16 protein-coding genes and 1 tRNA gene are annotated in these 19,584 nt (G+C 42.0%); 2 read left to right on the top strand and 15 right to left on the bottom strand.

Translation table 11 applies throughout. The features are described from left to right. The first annotated feature begins 1 nt into the window (after position 1). Positions 2-904 carry a hydroxymethylglutaryl-CoA lyase gene (locus CLNEO_RS02395; protein ID WP_066083829.1) on the top strand — a complete coding sequence of 301 codons (903 nt, stop codon included), beginning with the start codon at positions 2-4 and terminating at the stop codon, positions 902-904. Positions 905-988: 84 nt separating this feature from the next. Further along, entirely contained in the window at positions 989-1,897 is a 909-nt protein-coding gene (locus tag CLNEO_RS02390; protein WP_066083828.1) for a hydroxymethylglutaryl-CoA lyase, read from the top strand. Between the two features lie 588 nt (positions 1,898-2,485). Here the strand turns inward: CLNEO_RS02390 and CLNEO_RS02385 are convergent. The 15 genes from CLNEO_RS02385 to CLNEO_RS02315 all read right to left on the bottom strand — a co-directional run bounded on the left by CLNEO_RS02385 (position 2,486) and on the right by CLNEO_RS02315 (position 19,498). After that, a complete protein-coding gene (locus CLNEO_RS02385; RefSeq protein ID WP_066083826.1) occupies positions 2,486-7,033 on the bottom strand; it encodes a GLUG motif-containing protein in 4,548 nt (1,515 codons plus the stop codon). Positions 7,034-7,612: 579 nt separating this feature from the next. Further along, positions 7,613-8,122 (bottom strand): hypothetical protein, encoded by a 510-nt coding sequence (locus CLNEO_RS02380; RefSeq protein ID WP_066083825.1) that lies wholly within the window; start codon positions 8,120-8,122, stop codon positions 7,613-7,615. Between the two features lie 182 nt (positions 8,123-8,304). Then, a complete protein-coding gene (locus CLNEO_RS02375; protein ID WP_066083823.1) occupies positions 8,305-8,805 on the bottom strand; it encodes a hypothetical protein in 501 nt (166 codons plus the stop codon). Between the two features lie 327 nt (positions 8,806-9,132). Next, the gene (locus CLNEO_RS02370) at positions 9,133-9,852 is read right to left on the bottom strand and encodes a FadR/GntR family transcriptional regulator (RefSeq protein WP_066083821.1); all 720 of its coding nucleotides are present in this window, start codon (positions 9,850-9,852) and stop codon (positions 9,133-9,135) included. 383 nt (positions 9,853-10,235) lie between these two features. Next, the gene (gene sdaAA, locus CLNEO_RS02365) at positions 10,236-11,768 is read right to left on the bottom strand and encodes an L-serine ammonia-lyase, iron-sulfur-dependent, subunit alpha (protein WP_066083819.1); all 1,533 of its coding nucleotides are present in this window, start codon (positions 11,766-11,768) and stop codon (positions 10,236-10,238) included. Between the two features lie 473 nt (positions 11,769-12,241). Further along, positions 12,242-13,276: a TRAP transporter substrate-binding protein DctP gene (dctP, locus tag CLNEO_RS02360; protein WP_066083815.1), complete on the bottom strand. Its 1,035-nt coding sequence runs from the start codon at positions 13,274-13,276 to the stop codon at positions 12,242-12,244. Beyond that, a complete protein-coding gene (locus CLNEO_RS15670) occupies positions 13,273-13,446 on the bottom strand; it encodes a hypothetical protein (RefSeq protein WP_157723449.1) in 174 nt (57 codons plus the stop codon). The genes dctP and CLNEO_RS15670 overlap by 4 nt, the downstream gene beginning before the upstream one ends. A gap of 44 nt (positions 13,447-13,490) precedes the next feature. Further along, positions 13,491-14,798, bottom strand: a complete 1,308-nt coding sequence (locus CLNEO_RS02355) for a TRAP transporter large permease (RefSeq protein ID WP_066083813.1) — start codon at positions 14,796-14,798, stop codon at positions 13,491-13,493. Beyond that, positions 14,795-15,331, bottom strand: a complete 537-nt coding sequence (locus CLNEO_RS02350; protein WP_066083810.1) for a TRAP transporter small permease — start codon at positions 15,329-15,331, stop codon at positions 14,795-14,797. Before CLNEO_RS02350 ends, CLNEO_RS02355 begins: the two co-directional genes overlap by 4 nt. A 51-nt stretch (positions 15,332-15,382) precedes the next feature. Then, on the bottom strand, positions 15,383-16,678 hold the full coding sequence (locus CLNEO_RS02345) for an L-serine ammonia-lyase, iron-sulfur-dependent, subunit alpha (protein WP_066083808.1): 1,296 nt from the start codon (positions 16,676-16,678) through the stop codon (positions 15,383-15,385). A gap of 652 nt (positions 16,679-17,330) precedes the next feature. Continuing rightward, the gene (locus tag CLNEO_RS02335) at positions 17,331-17,786 is read right to left on the bottom strand and encodes a hypothetical protein (RefSeq protein WP_066083804.1); all 456 of its coding nucleotides are present in this window, start codon (positions 17,784-17,786) and stop codon (positions 17,331-17,333) included. A gap of 244 nt (positions 17,787-18,030) precedes the next feature. Then, entirely contained in the window at positions 18,031-18,477 is a 447-nt protein-coding gene (locus CLNEO_RS02330) for a hypothetical protein (RefSeq protein WP_066083801.1), read from the bottom strand. 190 nt (positions 18,478-18,667) lie between these two features. Then, positions 18,668-18,865 (bottom strand): helix-turn-helix transcriptional regulator, encoded by a 198-nt coding sequence (locus CLNEO_RS02325; protein WP_066083800.1) that lies wholly within the window; start codon positions 18,863-18,865, stop codon positions 18,668-18,670. Further along, the gene (locus tag CLNEO_RS02320; RefSeq protein ID WP_066083797.1) at positions 18,852-19,223 is read right to left on the bottom strand and encodes a DUF3796 domain-containing protein; all 372 of its coding nucleotides are present in this window, start codon (positions 19,221-19,223) and stop codon (positions 18,852-18,854) included. The genes CLNEO_RS02325 and CLNEO_RS02320 overlap by 14 nt, the downstream gene beginning before the upstream one ends. Before the next feature lie 201 nt (positions 19,224-19,424). Then, positions 19,425-19,498: transfer RNA gene (locus tag CLNEO_RS02315), tRNA-Arg, on the bottom strand. Positions 19,499-19,584: the final 86 nt, after the last annotated feature.

Raw genomic sequence — 19,584 nt, 5'->3', positions numbered from 1 at the left:
CATGGGAAAAAAAATTGAAATCATTGAGGTTGGGCCAAGGGATGGGTTCCAAAATCTAAAGGACTACATTTCTGTGGAGGATAAGCTAAAGGTCATAGACGATATCGTTTCTTCCGGCGTAAAGCATATCGAGCATACTTCCTTTGTAAGCCCGAAGGCAATCCCCCAGCTTAAGGATGCAAAGGAAATTACGGAAATTGTTTTAAAGAAATATCCCGACGTGGAGTTTTTCCCGCTGGTTCCCAATCTTTATGGAGCAAAAATGGCTTGGGAATTGGGGCTGAAAAAGGTTTCCTACGTTGTTTCTCTTAGCTTAAGCCATAACAAGGCCAATATTAATCGTACACATGAAGAATCCTTTGAGGAATTTAAAAAAATACGAGAGAATTATCCCGAATTAAATATCTGCTTGGATTTAGCCACAGCCTTTGGCTGCCCCTTTGAGGGTAAGGTAAAAGATCCTAACGAGGTTGTTGCATTTTTAAAGGCGTATATTGATTTAGGAGTAAATAACGTTTGCCTCTGCGACACAATAGGCATTGCAAATCCTAAACAGGTAAGAGAGATTGTTACAGCTGTAAAGACCTCCTATCCCGAAGTAGAATTTGAGGTGCATATTCACGACACCAGAAATATGGGTATGACAAATACCTTAGTGGCGATTGAAGCAGGCATTACAAAAATCCAATCAACCCTAGGGGGATTGGGCGGCTGCCCTTTTGCCCCCGGAGCATCGGGCAATTTGGCAACAGAGGATGTTGTTTTTATGCTAAATGAGATGGATTATGAAACCGGCGTTGACTTTGAGAAAATTGTTTCTGCTGCAAAATTTGAAAATACCATTATTGATGGCACCTTTAGCGGTCACAATTTGAATATCGAAAAAATAACCGAGTGTAAGTAACAGATAATGCCGCAAAAGGATACTAAGTTTAAGTATCCTTTTGCTTTTTAAAATCTAAATTCTGGGATGAAAGGATGTAGAACGATGAATTTACCAAAAAAAGTGAAAATTGTGGAGGTTTGTGGACGCGACGGCTTCCAAAATGTAAAGACGTTTATAAAAACTGAAGATAAAATAGCAATTATTAAAAAAATAATTGATTCCGGCTTTCAAAAGGTTGAGATCACTTCCTTTGTGAATCCCAAAAGAGTTCCGCAAATGTCTGATGCAAAGGAGGTTTGCAAGGAAGTTCTTAAATATGCTGAGGGCAAAGGGGTGGACTTGGTGGCACTTGTGCCAAATATGAAGGGTGCGCAGCTTGCCTTTGAGTCAAACATCAAGGAGATTAACTATGTGGTATCTGTAAGTGAAAAGCATAATATGGCAAATGTTCAATCCACAGTAGAGGAATCCCTGCTTCATTTTGAAGAAATATGCAAAGAATACAAGGGTGCTTTAAAGGTAAGATTGGCTTTGGCCACCACCTTTGGCTGCCCCTTTGGGGAGAAAATTGAAACCCAAAAAATTATCACCATGGCAGAACGAGGATTAAAGGCAGGTGCAAGTAAAATTTTACTGGCAGATACCGTTGGGCTGGGCAACCCTGTTTTGGTAGACTCGGTTTTAAGTGAGGTAAAAAAATACATTCCTGTTGATGCAATTTCTATGCATCTTCATGATACCAGAGGCTTAGCTTTGGCAAATACATTGGCGGCACTCAATTATGGAGTCACGGAATTTGAATCGGCTGCCGCAGGCTTGGGCGGCTGTCCCTTTGCACCGGGTGCCTCGGGCAACGTTTCATCAGAGGACTTGGTAAATATGCTTACAATGATGGGCATTGAAACAAATATTAACATGGATGAATTAAAAACTGCCATAGCTTTCATCCGCGAAAGGGTAAATGCTCCCGTAATAAGCCATATGGCAAGTTTATTTGCAATCGGAATATAAGGGCAATGCCCCGTGATAGACAAACAAAAATTATCATGGGGCTTTTTGCCTTAGGTGTATGAGGATGCGCCCATAGAATCGGCGTTTGTATTGGTTGGTACAACACGTTATTTATTGGACATACAACAAAAGGAATGCTGTTTTTTTGCATTCCTTTTGTTGTAAAATTTAATTTTTTCTAACTTTGCCAACGGGATTTGAACTTACGATCCTTCGCTTAGGCACAGCCTCCATTTTTACAAAACACATTTCGTCACAACTTGTGCATTTACGATCACAAAAGCCCAGCTCCCTCTTAATCTTAAAAAACCCAATTTCTTTACATTATTAGCTCTGCTTATTTTATTGACTGATATAATTTTCGCCCTTTGTATTTTTTATTCTCTAATAATTTCTTTAATAATAAGGAAAGAACACGAACAAAACTCAGTAAAATGCCAAGACATACAGTTATTGTTGCTGCTGCACACCTTGTAATTCCTAAAACCCATTGGCTTATAAACAAAAAACATGGTACCCCAAAAGTCATAAATAGCTTAAGGGACACCATGTTTTCTTATTGGGGATGCCTAACCCCTAAAAATCGTCTTACTTCTCCATGTTTTGGCAAAAGCGCTGGAGAATTGCCGCAACCTGGGCACGGGTAGCACCGCCGGAGGGCATGAGACTGTTGTCACTTCCCTTAATAAGGCCTGCGCCGCATGCCCACTGCATTGCGGGAATTGCGTATTTACTGATGCCGGAAGCATCCTTAAAGCTTGAAATATTGGTTTCCTCTCCCCCGCTGAGGTCATAGCCCTTGTACTGGGCATAGCGGTAGAGGATGGATGCCATCTGCTCACGATTGATGGATGCTGCGGGATTGGTTCCATCGGAAATTCCGTTTTCCATGGCCCAAGCACGCGCCGCCTCCATATTGGCAGGAGCCTTGCCATCCATACGAGCCAGTACCATCCAGATCATCTGGCGCGTCATGGCAACATCGGGGCCAAACGTGGTTGCTCCAGTACCGGCAAACAGGCTGTTATTGTAAGCATACGCCACGCTGCCATAATACCAAGCATCCTCCGTTACATCCAGGAAGGGGAAGCTCAAAATTAGGTACTGGGAAAGATGGTTGGTAGTAAATTCCACGCTGCCCGCAGAAGCGTTATATTTTGCTTCCTTGGGTTCAATGGTACCATCATCCTTTACAAACCATACTGTGATACTATCAGCACTTTCGCCGGATTGCAGTGTGTAAGGAACAGAAACACTAATTTCCCCATCACCGAATGTACTAATTTTGGTGCCGCCTGCATAAAGATTTACATCCACCACAAGGGCAGTTTCCGTCTGCTTTCCAAGTACAGCTTTTTGCGCATCAGAAAGCTGGGCAGGGGAAACGGCTTCCACAGAAATCTTAATATCGCCCTTGCCTGCCACAGCGGCTAATGCCTCCTTATCCAGAGTAACGGTGCCTTCAGGCAATGCCACTTCAAGACCCTTGGTGCCGGAAGCTTCCTCTGTTGCAGAAATAATCTTCTGAGGGATTAACACCTCATCCACCTTCAGCTTGGATACGTCAATCTTAACCGTATCTTTGCTGGAAGCAATCTCTTTTAGCTGCCCATCTGTAGCCACAACTGTTGCAGTACTGCCGGAAACAGACACAGAGAATTCTGTTTCCGAATCACTTGTCGTTGGGGTAGTGGGGGTAGTGGTTGTGCTGGAACCACCTGTTGAACCACCGGAAGTGCTGTCATCACTGGACTTCTTTTTTGTCCGTTTTGCATAGGAAATAACATAAGCTTCCCCATCTTCTTCGCCTGTAAGGGTGAAAATGGTTTTTCCGCCACTCGTTGTAATGCTATAGTTTGCCCACTTCACTTCATCTTCATCACTGCCGGTTACATAAGCTGCATAAATTCCGGATTTTGTGTCGCTGGAGCCATCGTTGTCATAGGCAAAAACCTGATAATTGGAGGCATTTTGCCCATTGTAATAGGTGTGCCCGTTGCCCTTTGCATCCACTGTGAAATACAGCTTATCTGACATGGTCTGTCCATTAACATAATAATCCCATGTGCCTACCAAGTCGCTGATTTGGGACAGGGATGCGGTAGTACGAGGAGCAGTATAATCCATATTTTCCAAGCAGAACAGTGCAATTCCATTTCTTAATAAGGTTTCCTCAGGATCCTTCAATGCACTGGTGGGAATGCCTGCTGCCAGCCAGTAAGCACAATCTCCCTTGGCAAACTGGTTCAAATTATCGCCGCGTTCACTGCCATAACGGAACTCAATATGGTAGGTAGTATCCGGTGTATCACCACACATAAAGAAATACTTGAACTGATCCTCATTATCATCCAGACTTTGGAATACCCATGCATCCATAACTGGAGATGTACCATAGTATATATGATCCTCACCTACATATTGGTAAGGATGGGAGAAAAGCTCTTCACCATCAGCATCTTTACCGCTGATCTGGGAGCCGTTAAAGGTAATGGTTGCAACCTCTCCGGTAAAGCCGCAGAAGAACCGAATGCTTTCGGGGTTTTCTGCGTAAGCCGCCTCGGCTTCTTGTCCATATAGGGTACCGCTAATATGATTTTTCAACTGCGCTACTGTGGCATCAGCGTTATCCGCACCAACAATAGTTGCAGCGTAGTCATACCAGTAGAGGTTGTAATCTTCGTTAAAGGTGGCATCATCACCAAACAATTCCTGATAGGTATCTGTCAAGCCATACAGCAAAGCGCCGCTGACATCATCATCATACTGATCTGCGCTTTCGTACATAAGGCCGGTGGTGCCGATTTTATTTTCTGCGGCAACGCCATTTATGGTAAGGCCATCAAATGTGCAGCCGTCTACATCACAGCCCACTGCACGGCCTGCCACTGCACCGGGTGTTGATGCGCCAAAAACAGAGGTTTCATCTGTTCCCCCAATGATAGTACCCGTTACAGAGCAATTTGTAACATTAAAACGATCCTCCATGCCATAGTAGTAAAGACCTGTACCTACCAAGCCGCCTACATGTGTGGCATTGGGCGCATTAATATGAACCGCAACATCACAATTTGAAATTTCGCTAGGATCAGCTACTGTGCCTTTGCCATCATCGCCCATACCGGCAAAGCCGCATAAACCGCCGATAGCATGACCGCCATTGGTGGTATTGATGGTAACATTGGCTGTATTTCCCGAAATTTCCGCCATGCATTGCAGGCAGCCGCCGATGCCGCCAAGGCCCACAGGATCCTGCCCATTTGCCGTAATTGTTCCCGTTGCATCACAATCGATAACACTGCCACCAAAGCCGCCGCCTACGATAAGACCGCCGCACTCTGCGATATCACACTGAATGATACGACCATCGAAAAAATCGTTGTCACCAATGACAATAATTTCGGTGCCTCCTTCCGCCGACACTGTACAATCGCTGATTGCCCCTTCACTTCCGCCCACAATACCGCCGACGCAGTTCGTGCCTGTAATGGTGTTGGTGCCTGTCAAGATAACGCCTGAAACTGTACCATCCATGGCATAACCAACCACACCGCCGGTTGCCATGGTGGTTTCATCCCCTGTAACAGTCACATTTTCCAAGGTAAGATTTTCAATGGTACCTGTTGTGCAGGCAAAAATGCCGCCTACTGCCAGCATATCCCCGTCAGTAGTAACATCTACGTTGGAAATAGTATAATTGTCACCGTCAAAGATGCCGGAGAAAACCTTACTCATATCCACATCATTAGAATAGGTTAAGATACCGATGGGCTTCCAGCTGTTATACACATGTCCTTCGCCCATATTTAACACCAAATCATTTAAATCAATATTGTCTGTCAGCTTATAGCTTGCCTCCAAATCATAGCGCATAGCATACAGCTGTGCCGCACTGGCAATTTCATATGGATCGTCAGTCGAACCGTCGCCGCCGTCAAAGAGCGGCTGGTCAAAGCCCACCATATCCGACACGCCTGTCATATCGCTATTGCAATTTTCAATATTGCACAGGCAAGCATACCCCACAAGAGTACCTACTGCTTCACTACCTGCTCCCGCTGATATGCTGCCATCCGTTGCACAATTTGCCAGCTTAAAACGTGTGGGTATGGGATAAAAGGCTTTGTACGCATCAAGGTAGAATCCGCCGCCAATCAATCCGCCCACTCTTGCAGAATCATTTCCTACGGTGAGGTCCACCCCTGCGGAGCAGTTGGAAATCTCCGTTGCAGGATTTTCCCCATCCTGTCCCACATAACCCATCAGCCCGCCTATCAGATAAGCATAGTCGCCCACTGTTATGGTTACATCCATCACTTCACAATTCATAATATATTCAGCGGAAATGGCGCAGCCGGACAAGCCGCCAATGCCGAAGCAATAATCACCGTCCACGGCAATACTGCTATCATCCGCTGTACAATTCTCCAGATTGCAACCCTCTAAGCCGCCGCCCACCAAGCCGATGTCGTGAACATTGGTACCCAGCATACTCGCATCTTCGATTACCTCCATTGTCATGGTGGTTCCGGTAACGTCACAATTTAAAATGGTGGTGTCTATACCTGCGCCCACAACACCCGCCAGCATATTCGGGGGCATTGTTCCACTGTCCACAAAGCCGGTAATGGTATTGGCACCGGACAGATCTACGTCGTCTATTGTAGAGTGATAGGCATAGCCGATGGCTGCAGCAGCCATGGTATTGCCGGAAATGGTGGCATCTTCAATAATGAAGTTTTCCACCGTGGCATTTGCCACAACGCCAAACAAGCCGACACACATACTCTCATCTTCAACGGTCAAGCCGCTGATTGTGTACCCATTGCCATCAAAGGTACCATGAAAAGCATATTCCTCATCGGGCGCTTCGCCGGACGAATCATAGGGATCGGGCCTATAGGCTCCAACGGGAGTCCAATCCGTTTCAGACAGATCAATATCGTTTTCCAGTCGGTAGTAGCCGCCCAAATCCTCCCGCATGGCGTCCAGTTCTTCCACTGTACCAATCAGGTAAGGATCATTTCTTGTTCCGCTCCCCTCCCCGGGGAAATCCGCCGCCAATGCCATTGTGGGCATCAGTGACAACGCCATGGAAGCCGTTAGCACCCAAGACAGCATTCGTTTCTTTTGCATCTGTACCTCATCCTCTCTTTGTTCCAATTTTTTCGACTTGATACTGCTCTTATCAAGACTTTCCCTTCGGCAACAAGTGTTAGCCAACGCTAACCCCAGCACTAAATGAAATCCATGCCTTCTGCAATATCTGCTGCAATAAACATGGATTACTAAGTATTGAATGGCACATCAAATCGCCCCTGTACTATGGATTTCATAGTGTGAGAGTGTTTTTCTAACCCCTTTAAAATCATTTATGGAAAGCAATCCTTTTTGTAGGTTAGTTAAAGCTAACCATATCCCAAAAAAATACATCGTTTTTAGATTGTCTTAAAAACGAAGGTACCTAACGGATTATATCGACTGCTTCTTATTCTTTTTATATCACTTACTTTTCTCCTTGTCAAGTATTACCATCAATAAAATATACACAAAAAGAAAACATTTAAAAAAAAATCAATTCCATCTTTGCTTTCTTTGCGCAATGGTCAAGCTTTGGCCATCACAAACCATGGCTTTTGCTGCCCATCCTTTTTTCAATTTATGGTACCTGACTTAGGCGTTTTACTCTACACGGTTTATCATAAAATTGTTTTGTCATTCAATTTTGGGGATTTCATTCACACGTTCAATATGTGTAATCCTTGTATCAGAATCATAAGAGATATATTTTGTATAAAGCTGATAGATTTCATCAGATGTTGCAATGACAGTACCATCTGTAAGCATTACTGCAAATTGTGTTATTTTATCATTGGTAAGGATGGTAGATATTATATCCATAGAAGGAAAGGTCCCGTTTTGAGAATACATCAGTTGCTGTACATTTTCACCGTTACGCCAACGAATGCCTGCAACCATATTTTCTCTGCCTGTTTTTTCATAGGATAGAATATAAAATTTTCCGTAGAATCCTTCATCGTCACGAAAGAGGTAGTTGCTTTTCTCTCCATCTATAACAACGGTTGTCTTGCCCGTTACCCCTCCGTTTTGGTATATATTCGCAGAAACTTCTTGCTTTATATTTTGGTTAAATGGGATTTTTGAAAGCATCCAAAGCCCAATTATGCATACAACCGCTATTTTCATTGCTTTTTTCTCTTTCATACTTGCACCTCGAATTATAGATCCCCTTTACCAAATTTCATAATAAATCTTGCAAAAGACCCTGCATATATACATTTTCTCATCCATGACTTTTTGTGAAACGCTGTACACCCTTCGATTATTAAGAAACAATGGAAATTTCTTAAACACTGTGCCCTTTTTATTGGCGTTCAAATATAAATTTACTGATGCTGCTTCTCAACATAGTTTTGATACGCCTGGGCTGAAGTTGCAAGCACACGATCAGCGTCTATCGCCCATACCATCTCATCCATGCTGCGGTTCATAGAAAGCATGAAGGCTCCTCCCGTTTCTTCTATGTATGCGCTGCCAACTTGATTGCTGTGAAAGGTAATCAACTGATATTCATAATGCACGCCATCTATCTTCTCCTCGTACCAAGTAATTTCAGCATTTAACGAATCATTTTCCGTTTCAGGCACTTCTGCCACAGAAAATTTACCCCAAAAGCTATCTTCACGCAATAAGTGAGGATAGTATTTCCCGGAAATCGTTACGGATGTTTCCCCCACCTGCACACCATCTGCATAGATTCCCGTTGATATTGTGTGGTCAATTTTTTTGTGAATGGTAATTCCGTTATAGTCAAGCATCATCCATACAAAGTATAAAAGACACACAACAAACAATATTGTTGAAATGTATTTTCTCATTTTTTTCATTCCGTTACTTCTCCTTGCCCGTTTGTTTTGCCTTACGACGGTCTATCAAAACAGTCTTACCTTTATTTTACTACAAATAAAACAAAAAGTCATGTTTGCATTGAAATTCACAGATACAACTTTGGTAGGGTGTGGTTTCCCCCATAAAAAAAGACCAGACAAACATCTGGCCTTTGTAGCAAACTACTCATTTTATGTGGCATCCACTGAAATTTGTTCTTAAAAGACAAGCTTATGGGCAAAGGCTGGGTGGTACTATATGCATACTTTGCCCCAAAAATTCGTTCCCGCAATAAAGAGTTCTGTTATTTTAGAAACAAAAACTTATTAATGAGGAAGAAATTCTGTTGCATTTTTCTCATCAACAATCATACTCAGCACATCTTCTGTCATATGCATATGCCTTTGCATCTCTGCCTGTGCCGCCTCTACATCGCGGCAACGCAAAGCCTCACATATGCGTTTATGGCTTTCAATATAATAGGACTTATCCTCATAAAACGTAGCCATATTTTCCCTGTATTGCTCAACCGTATCGCCCAAAAAGCGAAGGTTAGAAATAAGAAGGGGATTCCCGCTCATCTCGGCTATTTTTGTATGAAATTTCGTACCCCATTGTACCCAACCGGCTTTGGCTAAAACCGCTTCTCTGTATTGGTGCGTAATTTCTTCCAATTCTTCAAAATCCTTCTCCGTTCCTCTTTGGGCAGCCAATCCAATGGCTAAAACCTCCAAAGGTGTACGGATCTCCATAATCTGCGCAATTGTTGCCCGCGCCTGTGTTTGTAATGTTCCATCCTCTCCTATGACTGTATTCATGGCCTTCGGCTGCAAAAAGGTTCCTTTCCCCGGCGTGGATGAAACCACTCCATTAATGCTCAACGCCTTCATGGCCTCACGAATGCTGGTACGACTGACTTGAAAAAATTCAGCAAATTCGCTTTCTGTTGGAATTTGATCTCCGGCCTTCAGATTGTTATCCTTAATATATTTAAAAATAGATTCAACCACCTGTTCAGACAGAGATTGGCGTTTTATAGCCTTCACAACAAAACCCCCCTATATTAATTATTTCCGTATCTAAATTTTATGACAAATGCCATTATGTTTGCAACCCCTTGGTCTGATAGATATTCCTCTTATCCCAAGAGAAGCTCATCCAAAAAAACTCCCATCATACTGAGAAACTTCTTTTCTAATTTATACTCTTTTCTTGAATTATACTTCAAAAAACATTTTCGCCCCATCAATTACAGAAGCCTTACAGTATTACCAAGTAAGCCCACATGCAGCAAAAATTAGGTAAAAGTGTTATGAGATGACTTGATCACAGCAATATTATTTCTTCAAATGTTATTAGAGATAATGTAGTTTTTATCCATATTTTATTCATTATAACATAGTATCCTATTTTAAACTATAGATTATTTTCATTCATTGCCCGACAGTTTTTCTCTTATTTTTTTTGCCGTACAGGTGCAAGCCAAACCGCCTACCGTAGCACACTTTAATTCCTGAGGCAGACGTTCCTCCACATCCACCAAGGCATCAATGACCTCATCCGGTGGAATAAAGCTTTCTATTCCGGCCAGTGCCATATCTGCGGAAATAAATGCATTTGCCACACCCACTGCATTGCGCTTAATACAAGGAATTTCAATGGGCCCTGCAATTGGATCGCATACCAACCCAAGAAGATTTTTAAGGCACAAGGCCATTCCATGGACAATTTTCGTAGGATTTTTGGTAAACAGGCTTACCATGCCCGCTGCTGAAATTGCACTGGATACCCCTACCTCACCCTGGCAGCCGCCAACAGAGCCGGAAAAAGACACCTTTCGATGCGCCATGATTACCCCCATGATTCCACATACAAAAAGGGCATTCACAATTTCCTCATCGGAAAAACCGTATTCCTTTTGCAATGTAATAAAGCAACCCGGCACAATGCCTGATGAGCCTGCTGTGGGCGCCGCTACAATAATGCCCATGGAAGCATTGTATTCCATAACCCCGATGGCACGAGAAACAGCCAAAGGGACAATACCCCCGGAAATTGTTTTCCCCTCCATCACTGCGTTATTTAACAGCTTCCCATCTTTACCAGACGCCAATCCATATAACAGCCTATTGGGCTTTTCACCCTCTTCCACAGACTTTTTCATTGTTTTTAAAAGCTGATGCATTTCATTGCAAATGTATTCTTGGGAAAATCCCGACCGTTTCATCTCGTAGCCCACCGCCAAGTCTGAAATTGTCAGTCCTTTTTCTTCAGCCACGCGGCATAAATCCAAACAGCTTTCATATTTCTCGTCTGTTAAAGTCACCCCATACGCAAGAATGGGAGGAATGATTTTCAATGCTGTAATACCTTTACATTCCCCAAGGTGTGCAACAAAGGCCTCCGAAGGCATGGCGGAAAAGGTAAGGCAGGTAATCATTCCTTTTTTACCCTCACCCCTTTGAACGACAGCCTCTGATTGGGGTAAATCCAAGGCATCCCCACTCCAAAGAATGATATGATATGCCTCGGGCATAATCCGCAGGCAGGCATCATCCACAGCATCAATTACTATGCTGCCACCGCCCACAGAAGTGCCTAAAACCGAAACCTCCCTTCCATCCTTGCAACCCACGGTAAGACGAGCAGTGTTTTGAGGATATTGACCCTCGGGCAAAAAATCAATTTTTGTTTCAATCCCTTTTTCATGGGCCAGCTCGATTGCGTCACGGATTTCTATATCCCCTTCACATAAGCCAATTACGCCCCCAATCAAAGCCGCATCTGAACGATGTCCATGATAGGTGGTTCGCAACATGGGGCTGAATTCAATATTGATATACCGAATGTCCCCATCCACAATCCTGTGTGTCATCCTTCCAATGCGAACCATGCCTGCCGTATGAGAGCTGGATGGCCCGATCATCGTTGGGCCTATAATTTCAAAAATACTAGTACTCATAAATAACCTCCAATCATTTGCCGTTATTGAGCGCTAAAAATTTCCAACAAAACTTGGCTCATATGCCTGCAGAAGCACTGGTAAGAGCATATCAACAAAGCTTTGTTGCAGCGAAGCCATTTTGTATAAAAATATTTGATATAAAAGTACAATAACATAATGAAAACGCATATTTATTTTAATAAGTTTAAGGCAAAACTGCATAATTCTATGTACCCAGCTGTAAACAGATGGGTACACAAAGCGTCCGCTGAAAGTTATGCGGCGTTGCCTTAAACCTCATCACATAAAATCATAAAATAGCAGCCAAAAAATTGTTAATAACACCCGTTTTCAAAATAAATTGTAAAAAGCTTTGCAAAGTCAAAGGCTTATTCCCTCTTGATTGATTCCGCCGCCCTTTTTGGGGAAAATCTAGCGGTACAAAAAAGCCACTTTATTTATGTGGCTTTTCTGTATCTCTTTTCAATTTTTTACTTAATACTATTTGTTACTGCTTCAAAATTCTCAGTTCCATATTCCTCTGCAATCGCCGGCCAAACAGCCTCACGAACAACCTTGGCAAACTCGCCTAATTGCTCATCTGTGTAATCCACAACAATTGTGCCGCTGTCGCGTAATTTCTGTTCATATTCATCGGTTTCGCCTTCAGCAACGTCCCATCTTGCCTTTTGCATATTATCGGCAGCAGTCTGAAGGGCATTGCGCTGATTATCACTTAAGCTGTTCCACTTGTCTGTATTAATATACATATACCATTGTTCAAAATGGTCGTTAATGGGCAAATAATATTTAACCAAGCCGGATAAATTGCCATAATACATTTCCGCACCTGCCCCTATTGCGCCATTCACTACACCCGTCTGAATAGAAGTAAACATTTCGGAGGATGCCAAAGGCGTTGCCAAATACCCAAGGGTTGTGGCGGTTTTCTCGAAGGTTGACATTGCTGGAACACGAATTTTAATACCGGAACGGGCATTGGGGTTTGTTGGATCCACGGGATCGGTATTTAGCGCAATACCACCAAAATACAGAGGATAGGAAGCTAAATAGGTCATATTATATTTTGCCATTTTCTCTTTGTAAATTTCAATCAGAGGACTATTCCCTGCAAACATCACCTTTGCTTCATCCCATGTACTGCACAGATATGCTGCATTGGACATGGCAAAAACCTTGTCCAGATTGCTGCCCAAACTGGCAATTTGCATATCAACATCCCCGATGCCTACACGCTCTTGAACGGTTGTATAGTCACCCAGCTGGCTGGCAGGATATACTTCAAACTGCAAGGTGCCGCCGGAAAGCTCTGTTGCTTCCTCTGCAAAAGCCTGGATTGCCAAGTCGGCAGTAGAACCTACTGGTCTTATATGTGCCAAAGATAATGTAACTGTTTGTTCCTCTTTCTGCTCTTGTGCCTGATTGCTGGAGTCGGCGCCGGAACCACAGCCCGCCAAGGCCAAAACCATCGTTGATGTAAGTAGTAAACTTAGCAGTTTTTTCATAATACATTCCTCCAATTCTTAGGCTTATCCGCCTGTAATAAAAAAGCCAACACCCTTGTCCCTGTTACCCCTAAATGAAGAAAATCATTTAAGCACATTTTTTTCTTTTGTGCCTTTTCATCAGTATCTGCCATAGTAGATGGATCGTTTCCTTCGTCAATGGTAAACACTTTTATTCCTGCCTCATCCCCTTTGTTATTGTGATTTTTGAATCCTATGCAAAACCAAATAATTTTGGCAAAAACATTGATAACTCTGGCCAAAAAGAGGTTAAAAACACAACCGGAACATAACCAAATATCAATAATTTCATGGCCGGCTTCAAAATATCTTGAAACTCACACTTACCAATGCGCATACCCAAGTAAAGAATACTGGCATAAGGAGGTGTTACGCCCCCCATTGCAAGATTTACACCCATAATTGCGCTAAAATGTATGGGGGAAATGCCCAGCTCTCGAACCAACGGCAGCAGCAATGGCGCACAAAGCAGCATGCCCGTTGAGTCATTTACAATCATACCAACAAGGAATAAAAAGAGATTCATAAGTATCAAAATGATCACTCTATTTGTAGTCAGGTTAAATATTATTTGAATCAAGGCCTGAGGTACTTGAAGCATAACAAAGGTCTGGCTTAGCATAAGACAAAAAACAATCATAACCATGATAGAACCAATGGAACAAATGGAATCAAAGGTCATCTGCTTAATATCCCTTAGCTTCATTGCCCGATAAATAAACAGCCCTACAGGTATGCTGTAAATTGCAGCAACCGCTGCCGCCTCGGTAGGTGTGAATACACCACAATAAATTCCGCCCAAAATAATCACAGGCATCATCAGTGCGGGAATTGCGGAAACGGTTCTCTTTCCCGTGATCTCGGCTTTTTCCTTCAAGGACATGGGAGGCATCAATTTTAAATCAAACTTTCTGCACTCAACCAAATTAATAACGCAAAATAAAATCATAACCAAAATGCCCGGGCCAACTGTAGCCAAAAAGCAGGCAAGAATTGAGGTTTCGGTAATCCAGCCATAAATAATCATAATAGCACTGGGAGGAATTAACAAACCAAGTACCGAGGATACCGTCACCAATGCGGTAGCAAAACCCCGGGAATAGCCTTGTTCCACCATACGGGGAATCATGATTGGCCCAGTAGCGGCAACACCGGTAAAACCGCTGCCGGAAATTGCACCAATGATGGCACAGGTAATAACACTTACCACGCCTAAGCCGCCTTTAATTCGTCCAACAAACGCATCGCAAAGATCCAAAAGCTTTTTTGCCACGCCACTGCCGCCCATATATGTACCTGCTAAAATAAAAAGCGGACTTGCCAGCAAAACTGTTCCTATAGACTGGGAATATGCCCACAACATCATGCTTTTCATTGACACATTGGCGGCAATACTGATGAAAAGTAATGCTCCGCCAAAGCAATAGGGCAACGGAACACTTAGCATAAGAAGTAAAATCAGTAAAATAACATCAATCCCTACAATAGCCAACGTACTCATACCCTTTTCCCCTCCTTTAAAAATGCGATTAGCTCTCGGATAGAATCAATCACTTCTAAGGCTGCAAAAAACAGCATGAATGCCAGACCCAAAAACATTGAGCTTTCACCAAAAAACATAGGAATTTTCAAAATACCGCTTGTCTTCCATAGGCCAAGGGAATATTGAAAATACCAAAATGCCCAGCGTGTCAGCCATGCACAAATTATGAAAGAAAAGATGGATTTAAAGCATTTAAAAATTTTTATTGTTTTTTCATTTTTAATATAAAGTGTCAAAATACCGCACTCTATATGGCAGCGCCTCTCTGATGCAACGGAACCGCTCATCATATAAAGCCAAATAATGAAAAAAGTTAACAGCTCCTCAATGCCCATTAAAGGTGCCTTCAGAACATAACGCAAAACCACTTGATAGGTAATAATGAGCGGAAGTGCTATTGCACAAATATAGCACACAAATCGTTGAACTGAGATAATCGCCCGATAAATCATTCTTAGTGCCGGCGTTTTAATGCCCTCATAATATTCCATATTATCCTCCTCCCATTTCAACAAAGCGCTAGGGTGTTTACTAAAAATCAATTAACCCTGTGCCTGTTGTTTTTCGTACAGTGCCTTGCATAATGCCAAGTCCGACTCTGCCATACCCGTCTGAGCAAATTTACCCATAAAATTTAAAGACATATCTGCATTTCCACCAACAACCCCTTCATTCAAAGGTGTTTCCACACCCTCTACGGCTAATATAGAACATTCTATAGCAATACCTGCCGCAGAAGCAAGTTTTAACGCACAAGCTAGGCGTGCCCCGTCACAAACAACGCCAAAAATGTTTACAATTGTATTATTGATTGCTTTGTTTATACAGGCTAAATCTCCACCAAGCAGCATAGTTGCACCAGCAGCTATCCCTTGGGAGGCAGCTGTTACACATGCACACATGGAGGATACACGGCCAATACGATTCTTTACACAAATCGTCATTAAAAAGCTCATGGCCAGGGCACGAAGTAACTGCTCCTCCTTACATTTCAAATCCTCCGCCATGCTAACTAACGGAAGGGAAGCAGTAATCCCAACATTTCCGCTGGTCGCACAACTCATTGCCGGCAGGGGATACCCAATCATTCTTGTTTCCGCTCCCGCAGCAGTCATGGCCTTTGCTTTTTTTACCATGTCCTCTCCTGCATGCTTTAACATAGAAATGCCAAACCCAGCACCCTTTGCCTCACCCATAAAACAAGCATCTGCCAGAGCTTTATTCAATTGTACAGCTTCTTTCAAAAATTCCAATTTCTCTATGGGCGTTTGCGTTGCAAAAGCATAAAAATCGGCAATTTCATAATGGGCCATTGCATCCTTCGTTTCATTCATGGATGCAATACGATCAAAAGGAATATCCACCTGCTTTATGCCGTTTGCCTCACGGTATACCAAATTGGTATGTGTTTTTAAAACGATGGCACGGCCAATCCCTTTATCCGTTGTAACCACGCAATCCATGTACAAGCCCAAAATATCTGTTTCTAAATCAGGAATTACGCTTACATTGCCGGATTTTGAAAAAGCCTGCGCCACGGCTTCATCCTCCTTTGTCACCTTATGTAAAACATTAAGACCCGCCTGTGCATCTCCGGCAATGGCCCCTAAGGCAGCAGCAATTTTCAAGCCTACACTACTTGTTCCCGGAATACCCACATCACTGTTTTTCGTGCCAATATGCCGGTCAACCTTAACTTCTACCTTTAACGGCTTTCCCCCAACGGCGGTTGCAGCTTCTGCCGCCACATAAGAAACGGCTGTAGGCCCTGTACAACCAAGGGCAGGTGCAAGTTCTTTTTTTAGAATTGCATACATTTCTTCTTGCTTCTTATCCATATTGTCTACCTCCATGTGTATTACAGCTATTTGTTTAAATGTATTATATTATTATAATATTACATTGTCAACGGGTATTTTTATTTTTTCAGGGGTGAATTCTTTGCAAAAATCAGCTGAGCACATTTTTCTCGAAAAAACCACCCAAGGGTTGGCGGAAGGCTGTGTAGGGACATAAAAAAAGCCGAAAACCTTAATTTATAAGGCTTTCGGCTTAGATTTTTCATAAAGTCATTTTTTATAACGGAAGGGGTTGGGAAACAAAGAGCTTCCCGAATGGCATCCACAGGATGAGCTATGCTCATCTAAGGAAAATAGGGGATTTCAAGACCTCTGGTCGCAGGAACTCATCTGTTTGGCCTATGTATCATTGACCCATCTAAAAACCCATGAATATGCGGTTTTAATATAAGTTTTTGGTCTTGCTTTTTTCAAAAAGCACTTGGGTTTGGGATAAAACAGCCAAGAAAACGCTGCCCTCACACACTGATCGTTTTGGGAGCAAAATTCCTGACCCAACGCCCAAGGTTTGTCTTTGCTCTGATTTATTTCATTCTACCATAAATAAAAAAAGCATGTGTGCGTTCAATTCCATACATGTCTTTTTTTGAATCCTTAACACAAACAAATACAGGCAATTCCTCGCTGCATGTCATTTCGTTGGATTAATATTAAAATTCAAAGTATATTCTTCTTTATCCTGATCAATTATTTTGATGCCTTGAAACAACTTCATGCCATCGATTTCTTCTTTGGTTTTATCATGGGTATCAAACACAAAGCTTCCCCCAATTTCCAAATATGGATTTTTCGTTTCTGCGTCTTTCATCTCTGCATTATGGGGACCGTTTTCCAACATGAACTTATCATATTCCATGTTAATTAATGGTTCTTGAACATCGATATTTTCAATATCCTCCTTGCTCCCTTTAATCACAACAGAATATATGACCTTCGTTTTATCTAAGCTCTCATCCTCCGCAACGCCTAAAGATACAGAACCACTCATGCTATATTTTTCTTTTGGTATCTTTGCTTGATTAACTAAATAACCAAATAAAAAAAGTATCATGGATAGCGTACAACAAAGAAACAACAATTTTTTCATAATAATTCTCCTTGCAGCATTCAAATAGTCTTTGTACTATTTTATCATAGATAAAACAAAAAGCCATATATGGGTTCATATACTCTTGCATACCTTTTTATTGGCGTTATACTGCAATAAAATCTCTTGTCATAAGCACAGTCAGACCGCGGGGTTTTGCGCATCAAATTCCCAGGACAGCAAAGAACTTCCCATGCAGGAGGCCTTTCTTAGATATGAACAATAAAAAAATTTCAGCTTCGCATTATATGGTGTGGCTGTCATCCGATTTTTCAGAAGCTATTTGTTCCTCCTCCTCTTCAATTTTCATATGCTTTCTATAAACCGTGGAAATATAAATACCAGAAGCCAAGGCAGATAACAGGCAAAGCCATAAAAACCATTCCCAAGTTGGCAACAGCATTACAACGCAAAAGCCCAATACTATAAAAAACATTGGACTCCACCGCACAAGAAAGGTAAATTTTCCGAATAGCTTTCCATTAACCCGTTTTGCTCTTTCCACACGCTTAACATATTCTTTATAGCAATCCTCTGAAAATGAAACACAGAGTCCGTCTATGATGTAATATGCCAAAAAGATCAGCTGCACAAAATCCTCCAAACCATTAAAACGAAGGATGGTAAATACAAAAAATCCACCACCTAATACTATACTCACCAAAAGAGTTTTCCAACTATATACTTTCATGGCATGATCCCTTTCAAATTTTTATGTAGCTACATGATTATGTGAAATCTTCTAATTATCATAACAAATTTTTATGCAAAAAGAAAGACACACCTTCCCTTTTCTAGAAGGTATGTTTTTTATTACCATCCCCAGCGTATTATGATATCATTTGAATTATCATCACTATAGATTGTGCTCATTGCAAGAACTAATCTGTCACTTCAAATATATCTTCTATTGTACAATTAAATACTTTTGCAATATTCCAAGATAAGATCAAAGAAGGATTATATTTTCCTTTTTCAAGATTTCCAATGGTTTCTCTGCGGACGCCTACCAATTTTGCTAAATCATCCTGTTTCATGTCGTGTTTTGCCCGATACTCTTTAATCTTATTCTTTATCATTTCCAGCCACCCAGCTTTCCCTGAAGCTATAATACCCAACGGAAAAACCATGCACGGCTACAGAAACACCCCACCCTGACGCAAATCCAGCTAAAAGGGCTGCGTTTCCTTGTTGACTGCCTGCAAAGAGACAAATTAGCGTAACAATAGCAGTGGTAATCATGCCACAGTAAAATCCTAATGAAGCAGCCTTATTCATGTATTCCTCCACCATTTCATCAGACTTAATGAAAAAGTATACAAAGTTAACAGCAAAAGCAAAAAAAGCCAAGAATCCTTTGTTTCCTGTATAAATTCCAATGAAACCCAGTAGCGATAGCAAACCCATAAGCCCACGCATAATGCACCTTAATTTCATAATTTCCCCTCCTATAATGTGGTGTATTTATATCTTTACGTTATAAATATACCACATTATTATGAAGCTTTCAATCTTAAAAACAGCAGACTATATTTCCAAGCCTACTAAAGAATATATAATTACCTTTACAATACAATATCCCAAAAATATAAAAAAGTCATGTATGAGTTCAAATCCTCAAACATGACTTTTTATTACCGTCCCCGGCGGGATTCGAACCCACGGCCTTTCGCTTAGGAGGCGAACGCTCTATCCTGCTGAGCTACGGAGACACTTATAAAAAATATTATGACCAAAGCAGTCCTTCTCTATTTTATGCATAACCCCCGTTGCAGTCAAGGATTTTCTTCTGCAACAG

The sequence above is a fragment of the Anaerotignum neopropionicum genome, assembly GCF_001571775.1.
In the GTDB taxonomy this organism is placed as follows: Bacteria; Bacillota; Clostridia; order Lachnospirales; family Anaerotignaceae; genus Chakrabartyella; species Chakrabartyella neopropionicum.
Note: the sequence above shows the minus strand (reverse complement) of the source record. Positions and strands in the feature narration are given on the sequence as shown.

Coding starts and splice junctions, on each gene's coding strand:
- CLNEO_RS02395 (WP_066083829.1), top strand. CDS start 2: ATGGGAAAAAAAATTGAAATCATTGAGGTTGGGCCAAGGGATGGGTTC.
- CLNEO_RS02390 (WP_066083828.1), top strand. CDS start 989: ATGAATTTACCAAAAAAAGTGAAAATTGTGGAGGTTTGTGGACGCGAC.
- CLNEO_RS02385 (WP_066083826.1), bottom strand. CDS start 7,033: ATGCAAAAGAAACGAATGCTGTCTTGGGTGCTAACGGCTTCCATGGCG.
- CLNEO_RS02380 (WP_066083825.1), bottom strand. CDS start 8,122: ATGAAAGAGAAAAAAGCAATGAAAATAGCGGTTGTATGCATAATTGGG.
- CLNEO_RS02375 (WP_066083823.1), bottom strand. CDS start 8,805: ATGAAAAAAATGAGAAAATACATTTCAACAATATTGTTTGTTGTGTGT.
- sdaAA (WP_066083819.1), bottom strand. CDS start 11,768: ATGAGTACTAGTATTTTTGAAATTATAGGCCCAACGATGATCGGGCCA.
- dctP (WP_066083815.1), bottom strand. CDS start 13,276: ATGAAAAAACTGCTAAGTTTACTACTTACATCAACGATGGTTTTGGCC.
- CLNEO_RS02355 (WP_066083813.1), bottom strand. CDS start 14,798: ATGAGTACGTTGGCTATTGTAGGGATTGATGTTATTTTACTGATTTTA.
- CLNEO_RS02350 (WP_066083810.1), bottom strand. CDS start 15,331: ATGGAATATTATGAGGGCATTAAAACGCCGGCACTAAGAATGATTTAT.
- CLNEO_RS02345 (WP_066083808.1), bottom strand. CDS start 16,678: ATGGATAAGAAGCAAGAAGAAATGTATGCAATTCTAAAAAAAGAACTT.
- CLNEO_RS02335 (WP_066083804.1), bottom strand. CDS start 17,786: ATGAAAAAATTGTTGTTTCTTTGTTGTACGCTATCCATGATACTTTTT.
- CLNEO_RS02330 (WP_066083801.1), bottom strand. CDS start 18,477: ATGAAAGTATATAGTTGGAAAACTCTTTTGGTGAGTATAGTATTAGGT.
- CLNEO_RS02325 (WP_066083800.1), bottom strand. CDS start 18,865: ATGATAAAGAATAAGATTAAAGAGTATCGGGCAAAACACGACATGAAA.
- CLNEO_RS02320 (WP_066083797.1), bottom strand. CDS start 19,223: ATGAAATTAAGGTGCATTATGCGTGGGCTTATGGGTTTGCTATCGCTA.